The organism is Cupriavidus sp. UGS-1 (assembly GCF_021213615.1).
Lineage (GTDB): Bacteria > Pseudomonadota > Gammaproteobacteria > Burkholderiales > Burkholderiaceae > Cupriavidus.
In genome coordinates, this window is the sequence record NZ_JAJQJF010000008.1 from 88,193 (window position 1) to 109,492 (window position 21,300).

Below are 21,300 nucleotides of genomic sequence, written 5' to 3' on the forward strand. Positions count from 1 at the left end.
CGCGGCAATTGCGGTCAGGTCTACTCGTTGGACTCGCCGTCGCGCAGCAGGCGCCGACATTGATCCAGATAGAACAGGCAGCAGGTGCCGCACCACAGGCCCGTGGCTGCGATGATCATTGCCACGCCAGGGTGGAGCGCTTGCGGGTCGCCGCGGACCAGCACAACGGCGCCGGCCAGGCCGATCGGCAGCGACATCGCCGTCGCCATGACCACGGTCGCCAGCGCGCGATGATGGCGCGTCAAGGCCCCGAGGGCGATCCAGGCACGCCGCAATCCGTCGGCGCCAGGATCGCGGGCGTTGTCGCCCTCGGTTTCGATCCAGTCGATCCGATGGGACGACAGCGGAGCGTTGGCGTTGGCGGCGCCGGGCGGCTGACGATGGCGCGCATCCGCGGGGGGCCGGCCGGCATGCCAGGCCGCGGCGGCCCTGGGGGTCCCTGTGCTTTGCACGGTGACTCTCCTTTCCATGGTGGGCTCACAGCATAAGGCCGCTCGCCGCCGCACAGGCTGCTGCGCGAGTATCGGCGTACCGAAAATGGGAAAAAATGCGGCGAAAGCAGGGGAAAACCGGCGTCCGCGGGGCGAGCGTGGCGCTCAGGCGCGTGCCAGCAAGGTCTCCAGCGCGCGCAGCCTCACCCGCGGACCGTGCCGTATCAGGTCATGCGCGCGCTCGCCGATCATGATCGCCGGCGCATCGGCATCGCCGCCGGCCAGCGTCGGCATGATCGACGCATCGGCGACGCGCAGCGCCTCGACGCCGCGCACGCGCAATTGCGGATCGACCACCGACAGCGCATCGATGCCCATCCGGCAGGTGCCGGCCGGCCGCTCCGCGGCCTCGGCATGGGCGCGGACCAGCGCATCGATGGCCGCCTCGTCACCGGGATCGGCGCGCACCCCGCCGCAATACAGCGCCTTGCCGCCGAACGCGGCCAGCGGGGGCTGGGCGAGAATGCGCCGCACCAGCGCCACGCCCGCGATCAGGTCGCGCACGTCCTGCGGATCGCCAAGCAGCCCGGCCTCGACCAGCGGGCGCCGCTGCGGATCGCTGCCGGCCAGCCGCAACCTTCCGCGGCTGCGCGGACGCAGCAGCAGCACGCGGCATCCGTAGCTCTGGCCGTGCCCGCCGCCGTCGCCGCGCGCATGACCCGGACCGACGACGAAGCGCAGTTGCAGATCGGGTTCCGGCAATTCGGGCTGGCTCTTCAGCAGTGCGCCGGCGCTGATCGGCTCTGCCTGCGCCAGCGTGCTGCGCCGCCCGCCCAGTCCGGCGCCATGCCGCAACCAGTGCCATGCCGCGGCGAACGTCCTGCCGACCGACATGCCGATCGCCGATTGGACGCCGAACCAGCGCGGTCCAAACGATTGCCGCAGCGACGGCGGCGTCGGGCCGCGCTTGTGCAGCAGCATGCCGACCGGTTGCTGCAGGTTCAGCCCCACGCCCGGCAGATGCTGCACCACGCCGATGCCGTGCTCCTGCAGATGATCGGCGGGGCCGATGCCGGAAACCATCAGCAACTGCGGCGAGCCGATCGCGCCGGCTGCGAGCACCACCTCGCGCCGCGCGCGCAACGCGATTTGCCTGCCATGGCGCAGCGCCTGCACGCCGACCGCACGCCGTCCTTCGAAGACGATGCGCTGCGCCTGCATGCCGTGCAGAACCTGCAGATTGCCGCCGACGCCGCGATGCAGATAGGCGCGCGCGGCGCTCCACGGCTCGCCGCGATGGCGCGCGCTCTGGAACCAGCCGACACCCTCCTGCTCGGGGCCGTTGAAGTCGTCGTTGCGGGGATGGCCGGCGTGCGCGGCCGACTCGACGAAGTAGCGGGCCAGCGGCGAAGGCGCCGGCGGATCGCCGACATGCAGCGGGCCGTTGCCGCCATGCCAGGGATCGTCGTCGCGCCCCATCACGCGGGTATTGCATTCGGCGCGGCGAAAGCACGGCAGTACGTCGTCCCAGGACCAGCCGTCGCAACCGGCCTCGGCCCAGCCGTCGTAGTCGGATGGCGCGCCGCGCAGATAGGGGCCCCAGTCCGGCGCGTCATCGTCGGGCCAGGCGGCCTCGATCAGTGCGATCGATTCGCTGCCGCTGTCGGCGAGCCTGCCGGCCAGCGCGCATGCCGCCGCGCCGCCCCCGATCACGATGTAATCGAAACTGGTGTCCATTTGTCCCCTCGCACGATGGCAAGTCGGCGCGCCGCTCGCTCGCGCGTCGGGCCGCCACCGAAGGCTGGCGGACGGGGCGCGAACGCGGTCTATGCTGCCCAGTGTAGGCGCTTTGTGGAGGGGCGGCGGGGGAAAGCGAGGGGCCGGACAAGCCCGGCGAAAGGAGGGGAACAGGGTGGAAACAAGGCAGGACGCGCGCCCGCGCGCCCTGCCCTTGCAGCGCGTATCAGGACTTCAGCATCGGCTTGCCCAGCATCCGCGATAGCACCGCTTCCGGCGAATGGGTGTGGTCCGAGATCGCGCGCGGATCGAGGTAATAGGTCTGCTCCATCATCGCGCGCCCGCGCATCGCGGCGTGCAGCACCTGGTCGCTGAAGACGATCCAGGTCGAACCCGGCGGGAAGTGGAATTCCTGCTGCGGCACCCTGGCCTGGTAGTCGAGGTCGGCCTTGGCCATGTCGTGCAGCTGCAGCATGCGGTGGTCGTATTCCGAACGCTCGCGCTTGGTGATATGCAGTTGCTTCATCAGCCAGGCCTGTCCCGGCCACATGCCCTTGGTACGCGGCACGAAACGTTTGGCGAAATCGGCGAACGGCTCGCCGACGCGCCACACCCGCGGCGCCTGCGGATCGATGTTGTGGAACACGCGCAGCAGGCGCTTGCCGAGCAGCGGATTGGACGGGAACGAATCGACGTGCAGCCGGGTGTCGTCCTTGCGCCAGCTGACCGGACGCCCGGCGATCTCGCTGGGCCGCAGCGAGGTGCCGGCGCGCTCCAGATGCGGACCGTATTCGGGGAACAGCGACAGCACCAGACGCTCGCTGTATTCCGCGTAGCGCCGGATCAGCGCATACAGGCCGGCGAGGTCCTGCGGGCTGCCGACGGCGCCGCGCACCGCGGAGTCGTTGGCGCGCAGGTTGATGTTCTTGGACTTGCCATCGGACCAGCGGCTGTCGAGGAAGCGTTCCTCGCCCGGCTCGAAGCGGAAATGCAGATCGGGGAAATACAGCACGGCGCCCTGCTCGAGCTCGCGGCGCAGGCCGGCGGCCGTTTCGGCGCGCAGCTGCGGCGCCCAGTCGGTATAGGGCTGCGGGCGGATCAGGTCCAGCCCGCCGGCAGCGGCGGACACAGCGGACGGTGCGGCGCCGCTGGCAGGCGCGGCGGGAGGGACAACGGTTTGAACGGACATGGGATTCCTCGGCATGCTGGCGTGTGCCACGCCTGATGGCGCGATTCTACCGCCGCGCCGCGGAACGCTTCGCGCGCGCCCGCGGCCACGCATGCGACTCTTGAAGCGACGCGGTCCGACACTACATTCGTGTCGAAGCGCGCCGGCAAGGTCCGGCACGCGGGGGACCGGCCGCGCCGGTCCGAATGCAGACAGCCAGCAGTAGCAAGGAGCAAGGAGGGAATGCCATGTATGCATCGTTGCTGAGTTCTCCGGGCAGCCTGTTTGCCGAGTTCGACCGGCTGCAGCGCGAACTGCAGCAGGCCTTCTCGGCGCCGAGCAGCATCCGCGCGGTGGCGCGCGGCGCCTTTCCCGCGGTCAATATCGGCATGACGCCGTCCAGCGTCGAGGTCTATGCGTTCGCGCCGGGTATCGATCCGTCCACGCTCGAGGTCAGCGTCGACCGCGGACTGCTGACCATCGCCGGGCGGCGCAGTGCGCGGGTCGAGGGCACCGGGCAACAAACCGGGCAGAGCGACCCGTCGGCCAATCAGCAGGCCAATCCGCAAGCCGGCCAGCAGGGCCAGCCGGCCCCGGGCGCGTCGAGCTTGCGCGACGACACCAACGTCTATGTGCGCGAGCGCTTCGACGGCAGCTTCCGGCGCGTGATTTCGCTGCCGGAGGACGTCGATACCGCCAGGATCGAGGCGACCTATCGCGACGGGCTGCTGCGGATCTCGATCGCTCGCCAGGAAGCGGCCCAGCCGCGCCGGATCACCGTGAACTGACCCGATCACTGACCCGATGATTGCACCGAGCAGGAGGTTCGACATGAACGATCAAGCCGTTACCCGGACCGAGCAGGACCGGAACGTGAACGTCAGCGGGAACACCAACGGCAACGGCAATGCCGGCACCAGCGCGACGCTGTTGCCGCGCGTGGACGTGACCGAGGATGCGACCGGCATCACGCTGCTGGCCGACCTGCCGGGCGTGTCGCGCGACACGCTGCAGGTGCGCGCCGACCGCGACAGCCTGACCATCGAGGGCGAGATTCGCCAGGAGATGCCCGAAGGGCTGGAGCCGGTCTATGCCGAGGTCCAGATCGCGCGCTACAAGCGCGTGTTCACGCTGAGCCGCGAGCTGGACAGCAGCGCGATCTCGGCGGTGCTCAAGGACGGCGTGCTGAATCTGCGGATTCCGAAGCAGGCCGAAGCGCAGCCGCGGCGGATCGAAGTGAAGGTGGGGTAAGTGGAGGTGGGGAGGGAAGGCGGCGGTGGCGGCAGTCCGCGCCGCTGCCCTCTCCCCCGGCCCCTCTCCCGCAAGCGGGAGAGGGGAGGTGTTTCTCCCTCTCTTCCGCGGCGAAGAGGGGAGGTGTTTCTCCGTCTCTTCCGCGGCGAAGAGGGCAGGTCTTTCTCCCTCTCTTCCGCGGCGAAGAGGGCAGGTCTTTCTCCCTCTCTCCTGCGGCGGAGATGGCAGGTCTTTCTCCCTCTCTCCCGCGGGGGAGATGGCAGGTCTTTCTCCCTCTTTCCCGCGGGGGAGATGGCAGGTCTTTCTCCCTCTTTCCCGCGGGGGAGATGGCAGGTCTTTCTCGCTCTCCCCCTCAGGGGGAGAGGGTTGGGGAGAGGGGGTGGTCTTTCACGCCCCCGGCTCCCTCGCGCCGGCCGAATGGACCCGGCGCCCGCGAATTACAGCCCGGCTGCCGCACGCAGCGCCGCGGCCTTGTCGGTGGCTTCCCACGAGAATTCCGGTTCCTCGCGGCCGAAGTGGCCGTAGGCGGCGGTCTTTTCGTAGATCGGGCGCAGCAGGTCCAGCATCTGCACGATGCCCTTGGGCCGCAGGTCGAAGTGCTCCATCACCAGCTTGGCGATCGCCTCGTCGGAGATCTTGCCGGTGCCTTCGGTGTAGACCGTCACGTTGATCGGGCGCGCCACGCCGATCGCGTAGCTGACCTGCACCTGGCACTGGCGCGCCAGGCCCGCGGCCACCACGTTCTTGGCCACATAGCGGGCCGCGTACGCCGCCGAGCGGTCGACCTTGGACGGATCCTTGCCCGAGAACGCGCCGCCGCCGTGCGGCGCCGCGCCGCCATAGGTGTCGACGATGATCTTGCGGCCGGTCAGGCCGCAGTCGCCCTGCGGGCCGCCGATGACGAAGCGGCCGGTCGGGTTCACCAGGTACTTGGTGTCCTTCAGCATCTCGGGCGGCAGCACCGGCTTGATGATCTCCTCGATCACCGCCTCGCGGATCTGCGCCTGCGTGATGTCTGGCGCGTGCTGGGTCGACAGCACCACGGTGTCGACGCTGTGCGGACGGCCGTCGACATAGCGCACCGTGACCTGCGACTTGGCATCCGGACGCAGCCAGGGCAGGCGGCCGTCGCGGCGCAGATGCGACTGGCGCTCGACCAGGCGGTGCGAGTAGTAGATCGGGAACGGCATCAGTTCCGGGGTCTCGTCGCAGGCATAGCCGAACATCAGGCCCTGGTCGCCGGCGCCCTGGTTCAGATAATCGTCGGAGGCGCGGTCGACGCCCTGGGCAATATCGGGCGATTGCTTGTCGTAGGCGACCAGCACCGCGCAGCCCTTGTAATCGATGCCGTAGTCGGTGTTGTCGTAGCCGATGCGCTTGATGGTTTCGCGCGCGACCTGGATATAGTCGACGTTGGCCGTGGTGGTGATTTCCCCGGCCAGTACCACCAGCCCGGTATTGCACAGGGTTTCCGCGGCGACGCGCGCGTACTTGTCCTGGGCCAGGATGGCATCCAGGACGGCGTCGGAAATCTGGTCGGCGACCTTGTCGGGATGGCCTTCGGAGACGGATTCCGAAGTAAACAGGAAGTCGTTTGCCACGAACTATTCTCCAGGTTGGCTACGGCGCCGGGATGGCGCTGTTCGAAACTTGTTGGCTATCGTTGGCTATTGCGTGCCAACCATGCTCAAACCTGGAGGGCGACGCTTTAGCGGTATTTCAGCCGGGCCGGATTCCCATCGGGATTCGGTCCGCATCGCCCCGCAAGTTGTCAGTTAACTCGGCGATGCGCGGTATTATACGCGCCTGCGCGGCGCGGCACACGCACCCCGCGGCAGGATGCCGATGCCATCGCTGCTGTCGGGGTTATCGGCCGCCGCCGGGAAACCACTGCCGGGGAAACAATATCCGCGGAAAAATGAACTCGCCGGCCCTGCTGCCGGCCATTGTTGGGACTCCATGACCTTCCTGTTCTGGCTGATTGCGCGCTTGCCGCTGGCATGGCTGCAAGCCATTGGCGGCGCGCTCGGCCTGCTGGCCGCACGCCTGCCCGGCCGCTACGGCAGGCGGCTGACCGAAAACTTCCGCCACGCCTATCCCGACGCCACCGACGAGATGCTGGCCGAGGCCGCCCGCTCCACCGGCCGGATGATGATGGAGATGCCGTATTTCTGGGGCCGCAAGACGCTGAGCAAGCGGCTCGCCCGGTTTTCCGAGCACACCTGGCCGGAACTGGACCGGCTGCTCGGCAAGGGCAACGGGCTGATCATGCTGGTGCCGCATCTGGGCTGCTTCGAGGTACTGCCACAGGCCTACGCGATGCGCCGCAAGGTGACCGCGCTGTACAAGCCGCCGCACCAGCCCTGGCTGCGCGACTGGATCGAGCGCATGCGCACCCGCCCGAACCTGGTGATGGCGCCTGCCACGCCGCGTGGCGTGCGCACGCTGCTCAAGGCCTTGAAGCGCGGCGAATCGATCGGCATCCTGCCCGACCAGGTACCCACCGGCGGCGATGGGGTATGGGCGCCGTTCTTCGGCAAACCCGCGTACACGATGACGCTGGTCCAGCGTCTGCAGCAGCTGACGGGCGCGCCGATCGCCATGGTCTTCGCCGAGCGCACCGCCCGCGGCGCGACCTATGTCGCCCATATGCGGGTGCTGGAAGACATGCTGCCGGACAACCCCGCCGACGCCGCGGCCTTGCTGAACCGCACCGCGGAGTCGCTGGTGGCCGAGGCGCCGACCCAATACCTGTGGGGCTACAACCGCTACAAGCACCCGGCCGGTGCGGAGCTTCCGCCCCGGGCTGCGTGACCGACTTCCATGACTTTCCTGTTCTGGCTGATCTCCCGTCTGCCGCTGGCCTGGTTGCACGCCATCGGTGGCGCGCTCGGCCTGCTGGCCGCCAGGATGCCCGGCCGCTATGGCACCCGCCTGACCGAGAATTTCCGCCACGCCTTTCCGGACGCCACCGACGACATGATCGATGAGGCGGCTCGCTCGATGGGGCGCATGATCCTGGAAATGCCGTACTTCTGGACCCGGCACACCATCAAGGCAAAGCTGGTCGACTTCAACGAGGTGGTCTGGCCGACGCTGGACCGGCTGCAGGACCAGGGGCGCGGCGTGATCGTGCTGACGCCGCACCTGGGCTGCTTCGAGGTGCTGCCGCAGTCGTACGCGATGCGCCGGCCCGTCACGGTGCTGTTCAAGCCGCCGCACCAGCCCTGGCTGCGCGACTGGGTCGAACGCATGCGCAACCGCCCGAACATGACCAGCGCGCCGGCCAATCCGCGCGGCGTGCGGATGCTGGTCAAGGCGCTCAAGCGCAAGGAAGCCATCGGCATCCTGCCCGACCAGGTGCCGATCGGCGGCGAGGGCACGTGGGCGCCGTTCTTCGGCCGCCCGGCCTACACGATGACGCTGGTGCAGCGGCTGCAGCAATGGAGCGGCGCGCCGCTGGCGATCGTCGCTTCGGTACGGCTGCCGCGCGGCAGCGGCTATCGCGCCTTTGTGCGTGTCATCGAGGAGCCGCTGCCGGAAGATCCGGCCGCGGCCGCCGCCGTGATCAACGGCGTGGTCGAGGAACTGGTACGGCTGGCGCCGACCCAGTACCTGTGGGGCTACAACCGCTACAAGCACCCGGCCGGCGCGGAACTGCCGCCCGCGTGGCCCGCCGATGCCGAAGCCCCATCGCTGCCCACGCCGTCCGCCGCGCCGTCCACCACGCCGCCGGCACCGCTCAAGGCCGCCGACGCGGGCGCCACGGAATCGACTTCGTCCACTTCCCATCCATGAGCCGTCTTTTCACCTGGCTGGGCATCGGTCTGCTGACCGTGCTCGGCAAGCTGCCCTACCCCCTGGTCGCACGCTTCGGCGAGGGGCTGGGCAGCCTGCTGTATCTGTTCCCCAGTGGCCGCCGCGAGGTGGTCCGCGCCAACCTGCGGCTCGCCTTTCCCGACAAGTCCGAGGCCGAGATCGCCGAGCTGTCGCGCCAGTCGTTCCGCTCGGTGTTCCGCAGCTTCGCCGAGCGCGGCATCTTCTGGACCGGCAGCGAGGCGCAGATGCGCCGCTGGGTGCAGATCGACGACCAGGCCAACCTGGTCGCGCTCGACGGCGAGCCGCACATCCTGGTCACGCTGCACCTGTCGGGCGTCGAGGCCGGCGCGATCCGGCTGACCATCTATCTGCGCGACCACGTGGGCCGCTCCGGCGCCTCGCTGTACACCAAGCAGAAGAACGCGCTGTTCGACGGCTTCCTGAAGCAGGCGCGCGGCCGCTTCGGCGCGCACATGATCGCGCGCAACGACAGCGTGCGGGACATCATCCGCTGCCTGAAGAAGGGCGAGGCGCTGCAGTTGATCTCCGACATGGACTTCGGCGAGCGCGACTCGGAATTCGTGCCCTTCTTCGGCGCCCAGGCGCTGACGCTGACCTCGGTGTCGCGGCTGGCGCGGCTGACCGGCGCCAAGGTCGTGCCGATCTATACCGAGCAGCTGCCCGACTATCGCGGCTACGTGCTGCGGATCCTCCCCGCGTGGGACAACTATCCGGGCGAGAACGTGACAGAGGACACGCGCCGCATGAACGCGTTCTTCGAGGACTGCATCCGGCCGAGGATTCCCGAGTACTACTGGGTCCACAAGCGGTTCAAGAATCGCCCGCCCGGCGAGCCCGGGATATATTGACGCTGATGAGGGACCGGTACGCCGGTCCCAGGCATTGTTGAACCGCCCGCCGCGGCCCATCCATCGAACCAAGACCGCCCCGCCCTCCCCGCCATGAAAATCCAGTTCACCAAGATGCACGGCGCCGGCAACGACTTCGTCGTGCTGGACGGCATCCACCAGACCCTGAACCTGAGCACCGAGCAGTGGCGCGCGCTGGCCAGCCGCCATTTCGGCGTGGGCGCGGACCAGATCCTGATCGTCGAGAAGCCGACCCGCCCCGACGTCGACTTCCGCTACCGGATCTTCAATGCCGACGGCGGCGAGGTCGAGCACTGCGGCAACGGCGCGCGCTGCTTCGTCCGTTTCGTCACCGACCACGGCCTGACCGACAAGCGCTCGGTGCGGGTCGAGGTGATGAACGGCGTCATCACGCTGACGCTGCAGGACGACGGCCAGGTCACGGTCGACATGGGCGCGCCCGAGTTCGAGCCCGCGCGCATCCCGTTCCTGCCAGAGGGGCTGCCGACGCGGACCGAGGGCGACGACACGCTGTACGGCATCGAGACCAATGGCCGCACCGTGTGGATTTCCGCGGTGTCGATGGGCAATCCGCACGCGGTGCAGGTGGTCGATGACACCGAGCGCTTCCCGGTGCGCGAGGACGGCCCGGTGATCGAGCACCATGCGGCCTTCCCGAAGCGCGTCAATGCCGGCTTCATGCAGGTGGTCGACCGCAACACGATCCGGCTGCGCGTGTTCGAGCGCGGCTCCGGCGAGACGCTGGCCTGCGGCACCGGCGCCTGCGCGGCGGTGGTCGCCGGCATCCGGCGCGGCCTGCTCGATTCGCCGGTCAAGGTGCATACGCACGGCGGCGACCTGACCATCGCCTGGGATGGCGACGGCACGCCGGTGCGGATGACGGGCCCGGCCACCACGGTGTTCGAAGGTTCGATCGATCTGGACGCGCTGCAGCCGCGCGGCTGATTCAGCGACCTTGGGGGGCATGCCCCAGCGGCGCCCCGCCCCAGCGACCCTGCCGGAAGCCCGGCGCCCACGCGGAGACGCGCCATGCCAGACACCCCGCTCGACCCCTACCGCATCGCCAATGGCAAGGGATTTCGCCTGGACCGCTTCGACGCGGGCGCCAGGCCCTTCTCCAGCGGCGACAAGACCAGCGACCGGGCTCGCCTGACCGAGCTGTCGACGCATCTGGACGAGCAGCAGGACATCTTCTACGCCGAGCAGTCACGCAAGCTGCTGGTGATCCTGCAGGGGATGGACACCAGCGGCAAGGACGGCACCGTGCGCGGCGTGTTCCGCAGCTTCGATCCGCTCGGCGTGCGCGTGGTCGGCTTCAAGGCGCCGACCGCGGAGGAGAAGGCGCGCGACTACCTGTGGCGCATCCACGCTCAGGTGCCGCGCGCCGGCGAGATCGCGGTGTTCAACCGCAGCCACTACGAGGACGTGCTGATCACGCGCGTGCATGGCTGGATCGACGCGGCCGAGTGCGAGCGCCGCTATCGGCAGATCCGCCACTTCGAAAGCCTGCTGGCCGAGACCGGCACCACGCTGGTCAAGTGCTTCCTGCATATTTCGAAGGACGAGCAGAAGGCGCGCCTGGAGGCGCGGCTCGCCGATCCGCACAAGCACTGGAAGTTCGATCCCAATGACCTGGCCGAGCGCCGGCACTGGGACGCCTATATGGACGCCTACCAGGACGCGATCGCCGCGACGGCGACGCCGGACGCGCCCTGGCATGTGATTCCCGCCGATTCGAAGACGCACCGCAATCTGATGATCGCGGAGATCCTGCGCGAGACCTTCGCGCGGCTCAAGCCGGCCTATCCGCCGTCGGCGCCGGGACTGGACCAGCTGAAGGTCGACTGATCAGACGCCGTAGCGCTGGCGGTAGGCGGCCACCGCGTCGCGCGACGCACCCAGCGCCGGGTCCTGCGCGGCGTCCAGGTATGCCAGCAGATCGGCCAGCGAGGCGATCGCGATCACCGGCACGCCGAATTCGCGCTGCACGTCCTGCACCGCCGAATGGGCGCCGATCTGCTCCGCGGTGCCGCTTCTCTCCATCCGGTCCAGCGCGATCAGCACCGCGGCCGGCTCCGCGCCGGCGGCACGGATCAGCTGCACCGATTCGCGCACCGAGGTGCCGGCCGAAATCACGTCGTCGACGATCACCACCTTGCCCTGCAGCTTTGCGCCGACCAGCGTACCGCCCTCGCCGTGGTCCTTGGCTTCCTTGCGGTTGTAGGCGAAGCCGACATTGCGGCCCATGCCGGCCAGCGCCACCGCGGTGGCGGACGCCAGCGTGATGCCCTTGTAGGCCGGCCCGAACAGCATGTCGAATGCGACACCCGAGGCCAGCAGGGTTTTCGCATAGAATTGCGCCACCTGGCCCAGCGTGGCGCCCTCGTTGAACAGCCCCGCGTTGAAGAAATACGGCGACTTGCGTCCCGCCTTGGTGACGAACTCGCCGAAGGACAGCACGCCCGCGTCCAGCGCGAAGCGGATGAAGGTCTGGCTGAGGTCGTCCGCCGCCGGCGTGGTTTGCTGCGTCATCTTTTCTCTCTGTTCCAAAAATTTCCCGAGATGTTACGGATTATCAGTGCCAACCTCAACGGCATCCGCTCCGCCAGCAAGAAAGGCTTCTTCGACTGGATGGGCAAGCAGGACGCCGACATGGTCTGTGTGCAGGAGCTCAAGGCGCAGGCCGCCGACATGACCGAGGCCTTCCTCGCCCCGCACGGCTATCACGGCTACTTCCACTACGCCGAGAAGAAGGGCTACAGCGGCGTCGGCCTGTACACGCGCCACAAGCCCGAGCGCGTGATCACCGGCTTCGGCAATGCCGAGTTCGACAGCGAGGGGCGCTACGTTGAAGTGCAGTATCCGCATCTGGCGGTGATCTCGGTCTACGTGCCGTCGGGCTCCAGCTCCGAGGAACGGCAACTGGCCAAGTACCGTTTCATGGAGGCCTTCCTGCCCCATCTGCTGCAGCTCAAGGCCAGCGGGCGCGAGATCGTGCTGTGCGGCGACGTCAACATCGCGCACAAGGAAATCGACATCAAGAACTGGAAGGGCAATCTGAAGAACTCCGGCTTCCTGCCCGAGGAGCGCGCCTGGATCGGCGAGCTGTTCGACGTGCACGGCTATGTCGACGTGTTCCGCAAGCTCGACCCGCGGCCCGAGCAGTACACCTGGTGGAGCAACCGCGGCCAGGCCTACGCGAAGAACGTCGGCTGGCGCATCGACTACCACCTGGCGACGCCGAAGATCGCCGACACCGCAAAGGCCTGCTCGATCTACAAGGACGAGAAGTTCAGCGACCACGCGCCGCTGTCGATCGACTACGACTTCCCGCTGTAACGGGGCCGCCCGGCCGCCGGGGCGGATTGCCGCTGCGATGCCGGGGCATCCTCGCTACAATGCACCTCTTACCCGTAATACCCAAGCGAGTCCACCATGGCATTCAAAGTGTTCGTCGACGGCCAGGAAGGCACCACCGGCCTTCGGCTGCTCGATTATCTGTCCGGCCGTTCCGATGTCGAACTGCTGCGCATCGCGGAAGACAAGCGCAAGGATCCGGCCGAGCGAGCACGCTTCCTGAACGCCGCCGACGTGGCCTTCCTGTGCCTGCCGGACGTGGCCTCGCGCGAGGCGGTGTCGCTGGTGACCAATCCGGACACCTGCGTGATCGACGCCAGCACGGCGTTCCGCACCGCCGACAACTGGGCCTACGGCCTGCCCGAACTGGTGCGCGGCCAGCGCGAGAAGATCCGCGCCAGCAAGCGCATCGCGGTGCCGGGCTGCCACGCCAGCGCCTTCGTGCTGGCCGTGCGTCCGCTGGTCGATGCCGGCGTGATGCAGCCCGACTACCCCGTCACCGCGTTCTCGCTGACCGGCTACAGCGGCGGCGGCAAGAAGATGATTGCGGACTTCGAGGCGGGCGGCAATCCGAAGCTCGACAGCCCGCGCGCCTACGCGCTGGGGCTGGAGCACAAGCATCTGCCCGAGATGCGGGTGCAGACCGGCCTGGCGCAGGCGCCGATCTTCAGCCCGATCGTCGGCAAGTTCTACAAGGGCCTGGCCGTGACGGTGCCGGTGTTCCCGGATCGGTTGGCGCGCAAGGTCACGCCGGAGCAAGTCGCCGAGATCTACCGCAAGCACTACGAGGGCGAGCAGTTCGTGCGCGTGATGCCCGCGGCCAGCGACGAGCATCTGGACAACGGCTTCTTCGACGTGCAGGCCAACAACGACACCAACCGCGTCGACCTGTTCGTGTTCGGCTCGGCGGACCGCATCGTGCTGATCGCGCGGCTGGACAACCTCGGCAAGGGCGCGGCCGGCGCCGCGGTGCAATGCATGAACGTGCATATCGGCGCGGACGAGGCGACCGGGCTGACCGCCTGACGCTTTCCTGCCTGACCGAAGCAAACGGCCCCTGAATCAGGGGCCGTTTGCTTTTGTCGGCAAGCTTGTCGTCCCCGCGAATGCGGGGACCCAGTGACTTCACAAGACGCTGGGTACCGCCTGCGCGGGAACGAGGCCTGTGCTACCGCTTCAGCGGCTGCTGCTTGTCCTCGTCGCCGCGGTCCACCGGCGCGTTGGCGAGGCCGCCCATATTGGTCCGGTAGGCCGGCAGCCGGTCGACGGTGGTGCCGATCGCCCGCGCGTACAGCGGCAGCACCTCGGGCATATGCCGCTGCAGCTCGGCGATGCGCGACTGGCCGGACGGGTGCGTGGACAGGAAGTCCATGCTGGCGCCGGCCGCCGACGACTGCGACACCTTGCCCATCTTCTGCCACAGCGTCACCGCGGCGCGCGGATCGTAGCCCGCGCGCGCCGCGATATCCATGCCGACCAGATCGGCCTCGGTCTCGTCCGAGCGCGAGAACTTCAGCGTCAGCAGATGCGCGCCGGTGCCCAGCGCCAGATTGCCCAGGTTGCCGAAGCCGAACAGCTGCGAAATGACGTTGGCGCCGAGGTTGGTGATCTCGGCCTTGGCGGCGCGCTCGCGCGCATGCTCCTGCAGCGCGTGGGCGATCTCGTGGCCGATCACCATCGCCAGCTCGTCGTCGGTCGGCTTGATCTGGTCCAGAAAGCCGGTATAGACCGCGATCTTGCCGCCGGGCATGCAGAACGCATTGACCTGCTTGGCCTTGATCAGGTTGACCTCCCACTTCCAGCCACGGGCGCGGTCGTTCCAGCGCCCGGCCTGCGGCAGGATGCGTTCGGAGATCGTGCGCAGGCGCGCCAGCCGCGGATCGTTGGACGGCGCCAGCGCGCCCTTGGCGCGTGCCTCCTGCTTGATCTGCTCGTATTCCTGCGCGGCCTGCTGTTCGATCGCCTCGGCCGGCACCAGTTGGCTGACCGCGCCACCGCCGCGCTGCACATTGACGCCGTCCGACTGCGCCAGCGCGGCGGGCGCGCCCAGCAGCGCGACGGCGCCGAGCATGGCCAGCGTCAGCCGGCGCAGCGGCGCCGCGAGCCCGAGCGAACGCGAGGAAGGAACGGCAATGCGGGGAACGGCAACGGAGGGAGCGGACATGGCCAGACGCAAGGGAAGGGGCATCGTTTCAACGAGAATGCGACAGACATCACGAAGGCTGATGCAATAATACACGGCGCCCGATCGCCACCCAGGGCCCTCCAGGCACTTCCACCGCCTGTTCCGCCCGGCCCCTGCTCCCGCCTTCATGACCTTCCAAGACTATCTCGATATTTTCCGCAACCGCCGCATCGGCGCGATGCTGACACTGGGCTTTGCCTCGGGGCTGCCGCTGGCGCTGACCTCGGGCACGCTGCAGGCCTGGATGACGGTCGAAGGGCTGGACATCAAGACCATCGGCTTCTTCTCGCTGGTCGGCCAGGCCTACATCTTCAAGTTCCTGTGGGCGCCGCTGATGGACCGCTACACGCCGCCGTTGCTGGACCGGCGGCGCGGCTGGCTGCTGCTGACGCAGGTCGGCCTGGTGCTCGGCATCGCCGGCATGGCGTTCTGCCCGCCGCGCGAGGCGCTGTGGCTGCTGGCGGGGCTGGCCACGCTGGTGGCCTTCCTGTCGGCCTCGCAGGACATCGTGTTCGACGCCTACAGCACCGACGTGCTGCGGCCCGCCGAGCGCGGCGCCGGCGCGGCGGTCAAGGTGCTGGGCTACCGGCTGGCGATGCTGGTCTCGGGCGGCCTGGCGCTGTGGCTGGCCGACCGCGTGCTGGGCTGGCAGCAGATGTACCTGCTGATGGCGGCGCTGATGGCGGTCGGCCTGCTGACGCTGCCGTGGGCGCCGCGCGCCGAATCGCCGCCGCGCGCGCCGCGCTCGCTGGAGGAGGCGGTGGTCGGCCCGCTGCGCGACTTCTTCGGCCGCACCGGCGCCTGGTGGCTGCTGGGGCTGATCGTGCTGTACAAGCTCGGCGACGCCTTCGCCGGCAGCCTGTCGACGACCTTCCTGATCCGCGGCGTGGGCTTTTCCGCTGGCGAGGTGGGGCTGGTCAACAAGACGCTGGGCCTGGCCGCGACCATCATCGGCGCGCTGTTCGGCGGCACGCTGATGGTCAGGCTCGGCCTGTACCGCTCGCTGATGCTGTTCGGCGTGCTGCAGGCCGTGTCGAACTTCGGTTACTGGTTGCTGGCGGTGACGCCCGCCCATCTGTGGTCGATGGGCGCGACCATCGCGGTCGAGAACCTGTGCGGGGGCATGGGCACCGCGGCGTTCGTCGCGCTGCTGATGGCGCTGTGCAACCGCTCGTTTTCGGCGACGCAGTATGCGCTGCTGTCGGCGCTGGCCTCGGTCGGACGCGTCTATGTCGGCCCGACCTCGGGCTATCTGGTCGAATCGTACGGGTGGGCGCCCTTCTATCTCGGCACGGTGCTGGTCGCGCTGCCGGGGCTGCTGCTGCTGCGTGCGATGCGCGGCACGGTCGAGCGCTATGAAAGCCAGACGCGCACGGCGTCCGTCGAGGCTGCGGGTGTTCCCCCTCTCCCGCTTGCGGGAGAGGGCCGGGGAGAGGGCAAGGGCGTTCGCGAGGGCTGACGCGGTAGTGGGTCAGCGGGCGCCGCTGCCCTCTCCCCCACCCCTCTCCCGCGAGCGGGAGCGGGGAGCCGAATGCGAGCGACCGCGGCAGAGGAGCCGGTCCGAAGCGGTATCCCTTAGCGGACTACCGGTTGGCTCCCTCTCCCGCTTGCGGGAGAGGGCTGGGGAGAGGGCAGCAGGCGCCTCTACTGCTTGTAGTAAACGATCTGATGCGAGCTCGCCAGCAGCTCGCCGTCCGGGCTCCACAGCTGCGCGCTCTGGTCGAAGAAGCCCTGCCGGAACACCTGCGCCCGCGCGCTGCCCAGCGCGTGCCGATCGCCCAGCGCCCCCAGCGTGGCGGCATCCGCGTGGAAGTAAGTCGTCAGCGAGACCGTGCCGGCCGGCACGAAGCCGGCGCGCTTGAGGAAGATGCGCGGATAGAAGCTGTCGCACCAGGCAGCGATCGACGCATAGTCGGGCGTGCGCGCCGGATGGTCGCGCAGCCAGAACTGCGTCAGGCTGTCGGGATGCTCGGTGCCCGGTTCGGCGGTTGCAGGCTTGGCGCCGCGCACGGGGCGCATCTCGTAGGACTTGAGCCAGCGCACCGGCGCGAAGCCGCTCGGCAGCGGCGCGATGGCGTCGGCCGGCGGCACGTCGGGAAAGATGGCCTCGCCGCAGCCCCAGGTATCGCGCCGCACCGCGAACACCGCGCTGGCGGTAGTCGCCACCTCGCCGTTCTGTACCAGTTCCAGCGACCAGTGCTGCGTCGAGCGGTTGGTGCGCGAGGGCCGCGCCTCGATCGTGAACGGGCCCTCGGCGATCGGTCCGGCGAAATTGACGGTCAGCGCGATCGGATCGCCGAGCCGCTGCGGATGCTGTAGCGCCGCCTGCAGCAGCGTCGCCGCGGTGATGCCGCCGTACGGCCCGATCATGTTCCAGTACGACTCGGTGGTGCGGCCGGCGAAGCGGTGCTCGCCGGCGGGGGTCAACGCAATCGCGTCGTCGAAGGGATGCAGCTCGGATGTCGCGGACATGGGGCCTCGCCGAAAAAGCGAACGATCGTTCGGAATTTCCGTACGGTAGTCGCCCGAGTGGCCGCACGTCAAGTGCCGGCCACTCCGTTCGAGGCCATCCTCGGACCGAACCGATCGGGCCGAACCGATCAGGCGGAGCAGACCCGATAGACCGCCAAGCTGCCGCGCCAGTTGACGCCCCAGTTGACCGTGATGCCCTCGTGCATCACCACGCGATCGAGGATGCGCAGCCCGACCTTGGGCGCCAGCGCCTCGAAGTCGCTGATGGTCAGCACGCGCACGTTCGGCGTGTCGTACCACTGGTAGGGCAGCGACTCGGACACCGGCATGCGGCCGCGGAACACCGACAGCCGGTGCGGCCAGTAGCCGAAGTTCGGGAACGACACGATGCATTCGCAGCCGACGCGCAGCGTGTCGCGCAGCACCTGCGCGGTGTTGTGGATGGTCTGCAGCGTCTGCGACAGGATCACGGTGTCGAAGCTCTTGTCCTCGAACAGCGCCAGCCCGCCCTCCAGGTTCTGCTGGATGACATGCACGCCCTTCTGCGCGCACGCCAGCACGCCCTCGTCGCGGATCTCGATGCCGTAGGCCTGCACGTCGAGCTCGTCCTGCAGCACGCGCAGCAGGCTGCCGTCGCCGCAGCCCAGGTCGAGCACCGTCGCATTCGGTTCGATCCAGCGCGCGATCGCGCGGAAGTCCGGCCGCCGTGCCAGCACGCCGTTGGCCGCTTCGGTGATGGACTTGGCATTCATGCGCCGATCTCCCGGGCAATGCGTTCGTAATAGGCGCGCATCAGGTTGTGGTAACGCGGATCGTCGAGCAGGAAGGCATCGTGGCCGTGCGGGGCGTCGATCTCGGCGTAGCTGACCGGCCGCTTGTTGTCGAGCAGCGCCTTGACCAGCTCGCGGCTGCGGCTTGGCGCAAAGCGCCAGTCGGTGGTGAAGCTGGCAACGAGGAAGCTGGCCCGGGTATGCGCGACCGCACGGGTCAGGTCGCCGCCGAAGGCCAGCGCGGGATCGAAGTAGTCGAGCGCGCGCGTGATCAGCAGATAGGTATTGGCGTCGAAGTACTCGGCGAACTTGTCGCCCTGGTAGCGCAGATAGCTCTCGACCTGGAACTCGACGTCGAACGAGAAGCGGATGTCCTCGGCCTTGAGCTCGCGGCCGAATTTCGCCGCCATGTCCTCGTCGGACAGGTAGGTGATATGGCCGATCATCCGGGCCACGCGCAGCCCGCGCTTGGGCTTGACGCCATGCGCGTAGTAGTTGCCGCCGTGGAAGTCGGGATCGGACAGGATCGCGCTGCGCGCGACCTCGTTGAAGGCGATGTTCTGCGCCGACAGCTTCGGCGTCGAGGCCACCACGATGCAATGGCGCAGCCGCTCCGGATACATCAGGCTCCAGGCCAGCGCCTGCATGCCGCCGAGGCTGCCGCCCATCACCGCCGCGAACTGCTCGATGCCGAAGGCATCGGCCACACGCGCCTGCGCATTGACCCAGTCCTCGACCGTGACCACCGGGAAGGCGGCGCCGAACGGTTGGCCGGTGGCCGGGTTCAGGCTCATCGGACCGGTCGAGCCGAAGCACGAGCCGAGATTGTTGATGCCGATCACGAAGAAGCGGTCGGTGTCGAGCGGCTTGCCGGGGCCGACCATGTTGTCCCACCAGCCGACGTCGCGCGGATCGTGCGCGTAGACGCCGGCCACATGATGCGAGGCGTTCAGTGCGTGGCACACCAGCACGGCATTGGTCCGCGTGGCATTGAGCGTGCCGTAGGTTTCGACCATCAGGTCGTAGCCGGCCAGCGAAGAGCCGTTGCGCAGCGGCAGCGGCTCGGCGAAATGCATGCGCTGCGGCGTCACGATGCCGACCGAGTCGGGCGGCAGGGGCAGGTGCAGCGCGGCGGCGGCAGCGGCGTCCGAAGCAGTGCCGGAAGCGGCCGGTTCCACCGGGTCCGCGTGCGCGGATGGCGAGGCAACGTCAGTCATGTAGGCGGGCCCGCGCGAAGCAGGCATCAAAAAACCCGACCGGTCTTGCGTCTGGAATCACGCAGCCAAGTCGGGTTGTTTCGCACCGGATGCTTCGCTGTCCGCCGCGCGGTGGCGTTGTCCCTGAAATGCGTTCCTGTCGAATCGCGAATCGGAGAGGGGGCGCCGACCAACCTCTTTAGCCGCATTTATAGTGGCGGGGAGTTTCCCCGCCGCGCGCCCGCAAGCCAGTCATCAAATCGGCGCGACCGGCAGATTATAGAGCAAAGCGATAGACATCAGCTGAAGTCGGCAGAAGGGGCGCGCGGAGATGAATATCGACGGCCGCAGTCCGGCTACGGGGATCAGCCCAGCAGCACGCGCAGCTGCGCGTCGATCTGCCCGGCCGGCAGCTTGCGAAAGCCGCTCTTGGCATAGCGATGCCAGTGCCCCTGCACCGTGGCGACAATCAGCGCGGCCCGTGCCGATACGTCGGCGTCGGCCGGAAACGCGCCCTGCGTCGCGGCGACCTTCAGGCATTGGCGGATCGACGCCTCGATCCGGTCCACCAGCTGATTGATGCGTTCCTGCAGCCGCTCATGCTCGCCGACCAGCGCCTCGCCGGTCAGCACGCGCGTCATGCCCGGATTCTTCTCGGCGAACGACAGCAGCATCCGCACGATGGCCTGCACCTGGCGCAGCCCGTGCTCCTCCTGCGTGGTGATCTGGTTGATCAGGCCGAACACGGTCTGCTCGATAAAGGCGATCAGCCCCTCGAACATCTGCGCCTTGCTGGCGAAATGCCGGTACAGCGCGGCCTCGGAGACGCCGAGCCGGGCGGCCAGCGCGGCGGTGGTGATGCGTTCGGAGCGCGGGTGCTCGAGCATGCCGGCGAGCGTCTGCAGGATCTGCACGCGCCGCTCGCCGGGGCGCGGCCGCTTGCGCGCGACCACGGCCTCGGCAGCGCCACCGCCCTCGCCCTGCCGGCTGCGCTCGTCCGCGTTCGCGGCCGGCGCGGCTGCCTCGTTGCTCTGCGTCATGACCCGTTTCTCCGCATTCGTCGATGGAGTTGATGCACCGATTGTACTTTTATGTCCACATAGCCCGGCCGGTGCACCATGCGGGCCCGCGTGCGTACCGTGGTGTGGGCCGCGTTGCGATCGGCCTGCTGCGCCTCGGGCGACAGCCGCGGTGCGCGGGCCGCCTGGTTCTCCGCGGCGACCAGCGTCACCGCCTCCTGCCTGGCCGCGCGATCGGCGTCGCGGTCGTGGGGATGGCGCTGGGCCTCGGCGCGCAGCGCCGCCTGCTGCGCGGCATCGCGCGCCGCGCCCGCCGGTATGTCATGCGGCCGGCTCGGCGCGATCGAGCGCAGATAGCCGGTGATCCACGCGGTGCGTATCCCCAGGCCAGCATAGCGCTTCAGATGCGAGACGGTGTCCTCGACCAGCACGGCGCGGCCCGGCGCGATCCGCAGCCGTGCCAGCAGACGCCGCAGCATGCGCCGATCGGGCTTGGGACGCAGATCGCCATGGACCCACATCTGCTCGATGGCGATCACGCGCTCGAAGCAATGCTCGATGCCGGCCACGCGCAGCACCGCGCGGGCGTAGTCCTGCGGCGCGTTGGTCAGCAGCACCTTGCGGCCGGGCAGGCGGCGCAGCTGCTTCGCAAGGCCGCGGCGCACGCGCACCATCCGCGCGATGTCGGGGAATTCATGCGCGGCGCGCAGGAAGTCGGCCGGGTCCACGCCGTGATGGCGGATCATGCCGAGCAGCGTCGCGCCATAGCGCTTCCAGTAGTCGACGCGCACGCGGCTGGCGGTGGCCTCGTCGCAGCCGAGCACGCGCGCGACGTACGCGGTCATCGCGGCATTGATCGCCGGGAAGATCGCGTGCGAGGCATCGTGCAGCGTGTTGTCGAGATCGAACAGCCAGACCGTGTCGCCGGCGTTGTTGCCGGCCGGGCGATGCCGCAGGCGGTGGGGGGAGCGGCGGGAGGCGTGGGAAGGCACGAGGGGAAGGCGC

Annotated in this window: 21 protein-coding genes; 10 read left to right on the forward strand and 11 right to left on the reverse strand. The window is 68.7% G+C overall.

Translation table 11 applies throughout. From position 1 onward, the window contains the following. Positions 1–20: 20 nt before the first annotated feature. From LRR16_RS12640 to LRR16_RS12650, 3 genes are all read right to left on the reverse strand, one after another. Positions 21–452, reverse strand: coding sequence for a hypothetical protein (locus tag LRR16_RS12640; protein ID WP_006578512.1), 432 nt, complete (start codon positions 450–452; stop codon positions 21–23). Positions 453–596: 144 nt separating this feature from the next. After that, positions 597–2,168, reverse strand: coding sequence for a GMC family oxidoreductase (locus LRR16_RS12645; RefSeq protein ID WP_232206152.1), 1,572 nt, complete (start codon positions 2,166–2,168; stop codon positions 597–599). Positions 2,169–2,394: 226 nt separating this feature from the next. Continuing rightward, complete coding sequence (locus tag LRR16_RS12650) at positions 2,395–3,357, reverse strand: Kdo hydroxylase family protein (RefSeq protein WP_232206153.1); 963 nt, start codon at positions 3,355–3,357, stop codon at positions 2,395–2,397. 227 nt (positions 3,358–3,584) lie between these two features. Between LRR16_RS12650 and LRR16_RS12655 the strand changes: the two genes are divergently transcribed. After that, a complete protein-coding gene (locus LRR16_RS12655) occupies positions 3,585–4,124 on the forward strand; it encodes an Hsp20/alpha crystallin family protein (RefSeq protein ID WP_232206154.1) in 540 nt (179 codons plus the stop codon). 43 nt (positions 4,125–4,167) lie between these two features. Next, positions 4,168–4,587 carry an Hsp20/alpha crystallin family protein gene (locus LRR16_RS12660; RefSeq protein WP_082928419.1) on the forward strand — a complete coding sequence of 140 codons (420 nt, stop codon included), beginning with the start codon at positions 4,168–4,170 and terminating at the stop codon, positions 4,585–4,587. A gap of 437 nt (positions 4,588–5,024) precedes the next feature. On the opposite strand, the gene metK is transcribed toward LRR16_RS12660, so the two are convergent. Next, a complete protein-coding gene (metK, locus tag LRR16_RS12665) occupies positions 5,025–6,188 on the reverse strand; it encodes a methionine adenosyltransferase (protein WP_232206155.1) in 1,164 nt (387 codons plus the stop codon). A gap of 358 nt (positions 6,189–6,546) precedes the next feature. Here metK and LRR16_RS12670 point away from each other — a divergent pair, with 358 nt between their 5' ends. From LRR16_RS12670 to LRR16_RS12690, 5 genes are all read left to right on the forward strand, one after another. Further along, positions 6,547–7,401 (forward strand): lysophospholipid acyltransferase family protein, encoded by an 855-nt coding sequence (locus LRR16_RS12670; RefSeq protein WP_006578524.1) that lies wholly within the window; start codon positions 6,547–6,549, stop codon positions 7,399–7,401. A gap of 9 nt (positions 7,402–7,410) precedes the next feature. Next, positions 7,411–8,385, forward strand: coding sequence for a lysophospholipid acyltransferase family protein (locus LRR16_RS12675; protein WP_006578523.1), 975 nt, complete (start codon positions 7,411–7,413; stop codon positions 8,383–8,385). Next, entirely contained in the window at positions 8,382–9,275 is an 894-nt protein-coding gene (locus tag LRR16_RS12680; RefSeq protein WP_006578522.1) for a lipid A biosynthesis lauroyl acyltransferase, read from the forward strand. Before LRR16_RS12675 ends, LRR16_RS12680 begins: the two co-directional genes overlap by 4 nt. 93 nt (positions 9,276–9,368) lie before the next feature. After that, entirely contained in the window at positions 9,369–10,241 is an 873-nt protein-coding gene (gene dapF, locus LRR16_RS12685; protein WP_006578521.1) for a diaminopimelate epimerase, read from the forward strand. A gap of 84 nt (positions 10,242–10,325) precedes the next feature. Then, on the forward strand, positions 10,326–11,144 hold the full coding sequence (locus LRR16_RS12690) for a polyphosphate kinase 2 family protein (protein ID WP_232206156.1): 819 nt from the start codon (positions 10,326–10,328) through the stop codon (positions 11,142–11,144). Here the strand turns inward: LRR16_RS12690 and pyrE are convergent, their stop codons facing one another. Then, complete coding sequence (pyrE, locus tag LRR16_RS12695; RefSeq protein WP_232206157.1) at positions 11,145–11,828, reverse strand: orotate phosphoribosyltransferase; 684 nt, start codon at positions 11,826–11,828, stop codon at positions 11,145–11,147. Between the two features lie 30 nt (positions 11,829–11,858). On the opposite strand from pyrE, the gene LRR16_RS12700 reads away from it, so the two are divergent. Together LRR16_RS12700 and argC are read left to right on the forward strand one after the other, a co-directional pair. After that, the gene (locus LRR16_RS12700; RefSeq protein ID WP_023264749.1) at positions 11,859–12,635 is read left to right on the forward strand and encodes an exodeoxyribonuclease III; all 777 of its coding nucleotides are present in this window, start codon (positions 11,859–11,861) and stop codon (positions 12,633–12,635) included. 96 nt (positions 12,636–12,731) lie between these two features. Then, positions 12,732–13,679, forward strand: a complete 948-nt coding sequence (gene argC / locus LRR16_RS12705; protein WP_006578518.1) for an N-acetyl-gamma-glutamyl-phosphate reductase — start codon at positions 12,732–12,734, stop codon at positions 13,677–13,679. Positions 13,680–13,821: 142 nt separating this feature from the next. Here argC and LRR16_RS12710 read toward each other — a convergent pair whose 3' ends face one another. After that, positions 13,822–14,817 (reverse strand): M48 family metallopeptidase, encoded by a 996-nt coding sequence (locus LRR16_RS12710; RefSeq protein ID WP_023264750.1) that lies wholly within the window; start codon positions 14,815–14,817, stop codon positions 13,822–13,824. Positions 14,818–14,965: 148 nt separating this feature from the next. Here LRR16_RS12710 and LRR16_RS12715 point away from each other — a divergent pair, with 148 nt between their 5' ends. Beyond that, positions 14,966–16,297 carry a muropeptide transporter gene (locus LRR16_RS12715; RefSeq protein ID WP_023264751.1) on the forward strand — a complete coding sequence of 444 codons (1,332 nt, stop codon included), beginning with the start codon at positions 14,966–14,968 and terminating at the stop codon, positions 16,295–16,297. 185 nt (positions 16,298–16,482) lie between these two features. On the opposite strand, the gene LRR16_RS12720 is transcribed toward LRR16_RS12715, so the two are convergent. The 5 genes from LRR16_RS12720 to LRR16_RS12740 form a co-directional block, all read right to left on the reverse strand. Next, a complete protein-coding gene (locus LRR16_RS12720) occupies positions 16,483–17,310 on the reverse strand; it encodes an acyl-CoA thioesterase II (protein WP_006577583.1) in 828 nt (275 codons plus the stop codon). A 128-nt stretch (positions 17,311–17,438) separates the two neighbouring features. Next, positions 17,439–18,062, reverse strand: coding sequence for a methionine biosynthesis protein MetW (gene metW, locus LRR16_RS12725; protein ID WP_232206158.1), 624 nt, complete (start codon positions 18,060–18,062; stop codon positions 17,439–17,441). Beyond that, on the reverse strand, positions 18,059–19,297 hold the full coding sequence (locus tag LRR16_RS12730) for a homoserine O-acetyltransferase (RefSeq protein WP_255674121.1): 1,239 nt from the start codon (positions 19,295–19,297) through the stop codon (positions 18,059–18,061). Before LRR16_RS12730 ends, metW begins: the two co-directional genes overlap by 4 nt. 344 nt (positions 19,298–19,641) lie before the next feature. Beyond that, the gene (gene slmA / locus LRR16_RS12735; protein WP_232206159.1) at positions 19,642–20,316 is read right to left on the reverse strand and encodes a nucleoid occlusion factor SlmA; all 675 of its coding nucleotides are present in this window, start codon (positions 20,314–20,316) and stop codon (positions 19,642–19,644) included. After that, positions 20,313–21,287: a pyrimidine 5'-nucleotidase gene (locus LRR16_RS12740; protein ID WP_370646802.1), complete on the reverse strand. Its 975-nt coding sequence runs from the start codon at positions 21,285–21,287 to the stop codon at positions 20,313–20,315. The genes slmA and LRR16_RS12740 overlap by 4 nt, the downstream gene beginning before the upstream one ends. Between the last annotated feature and the right edge of the window lie 13 nt (positions 21,288–21,300).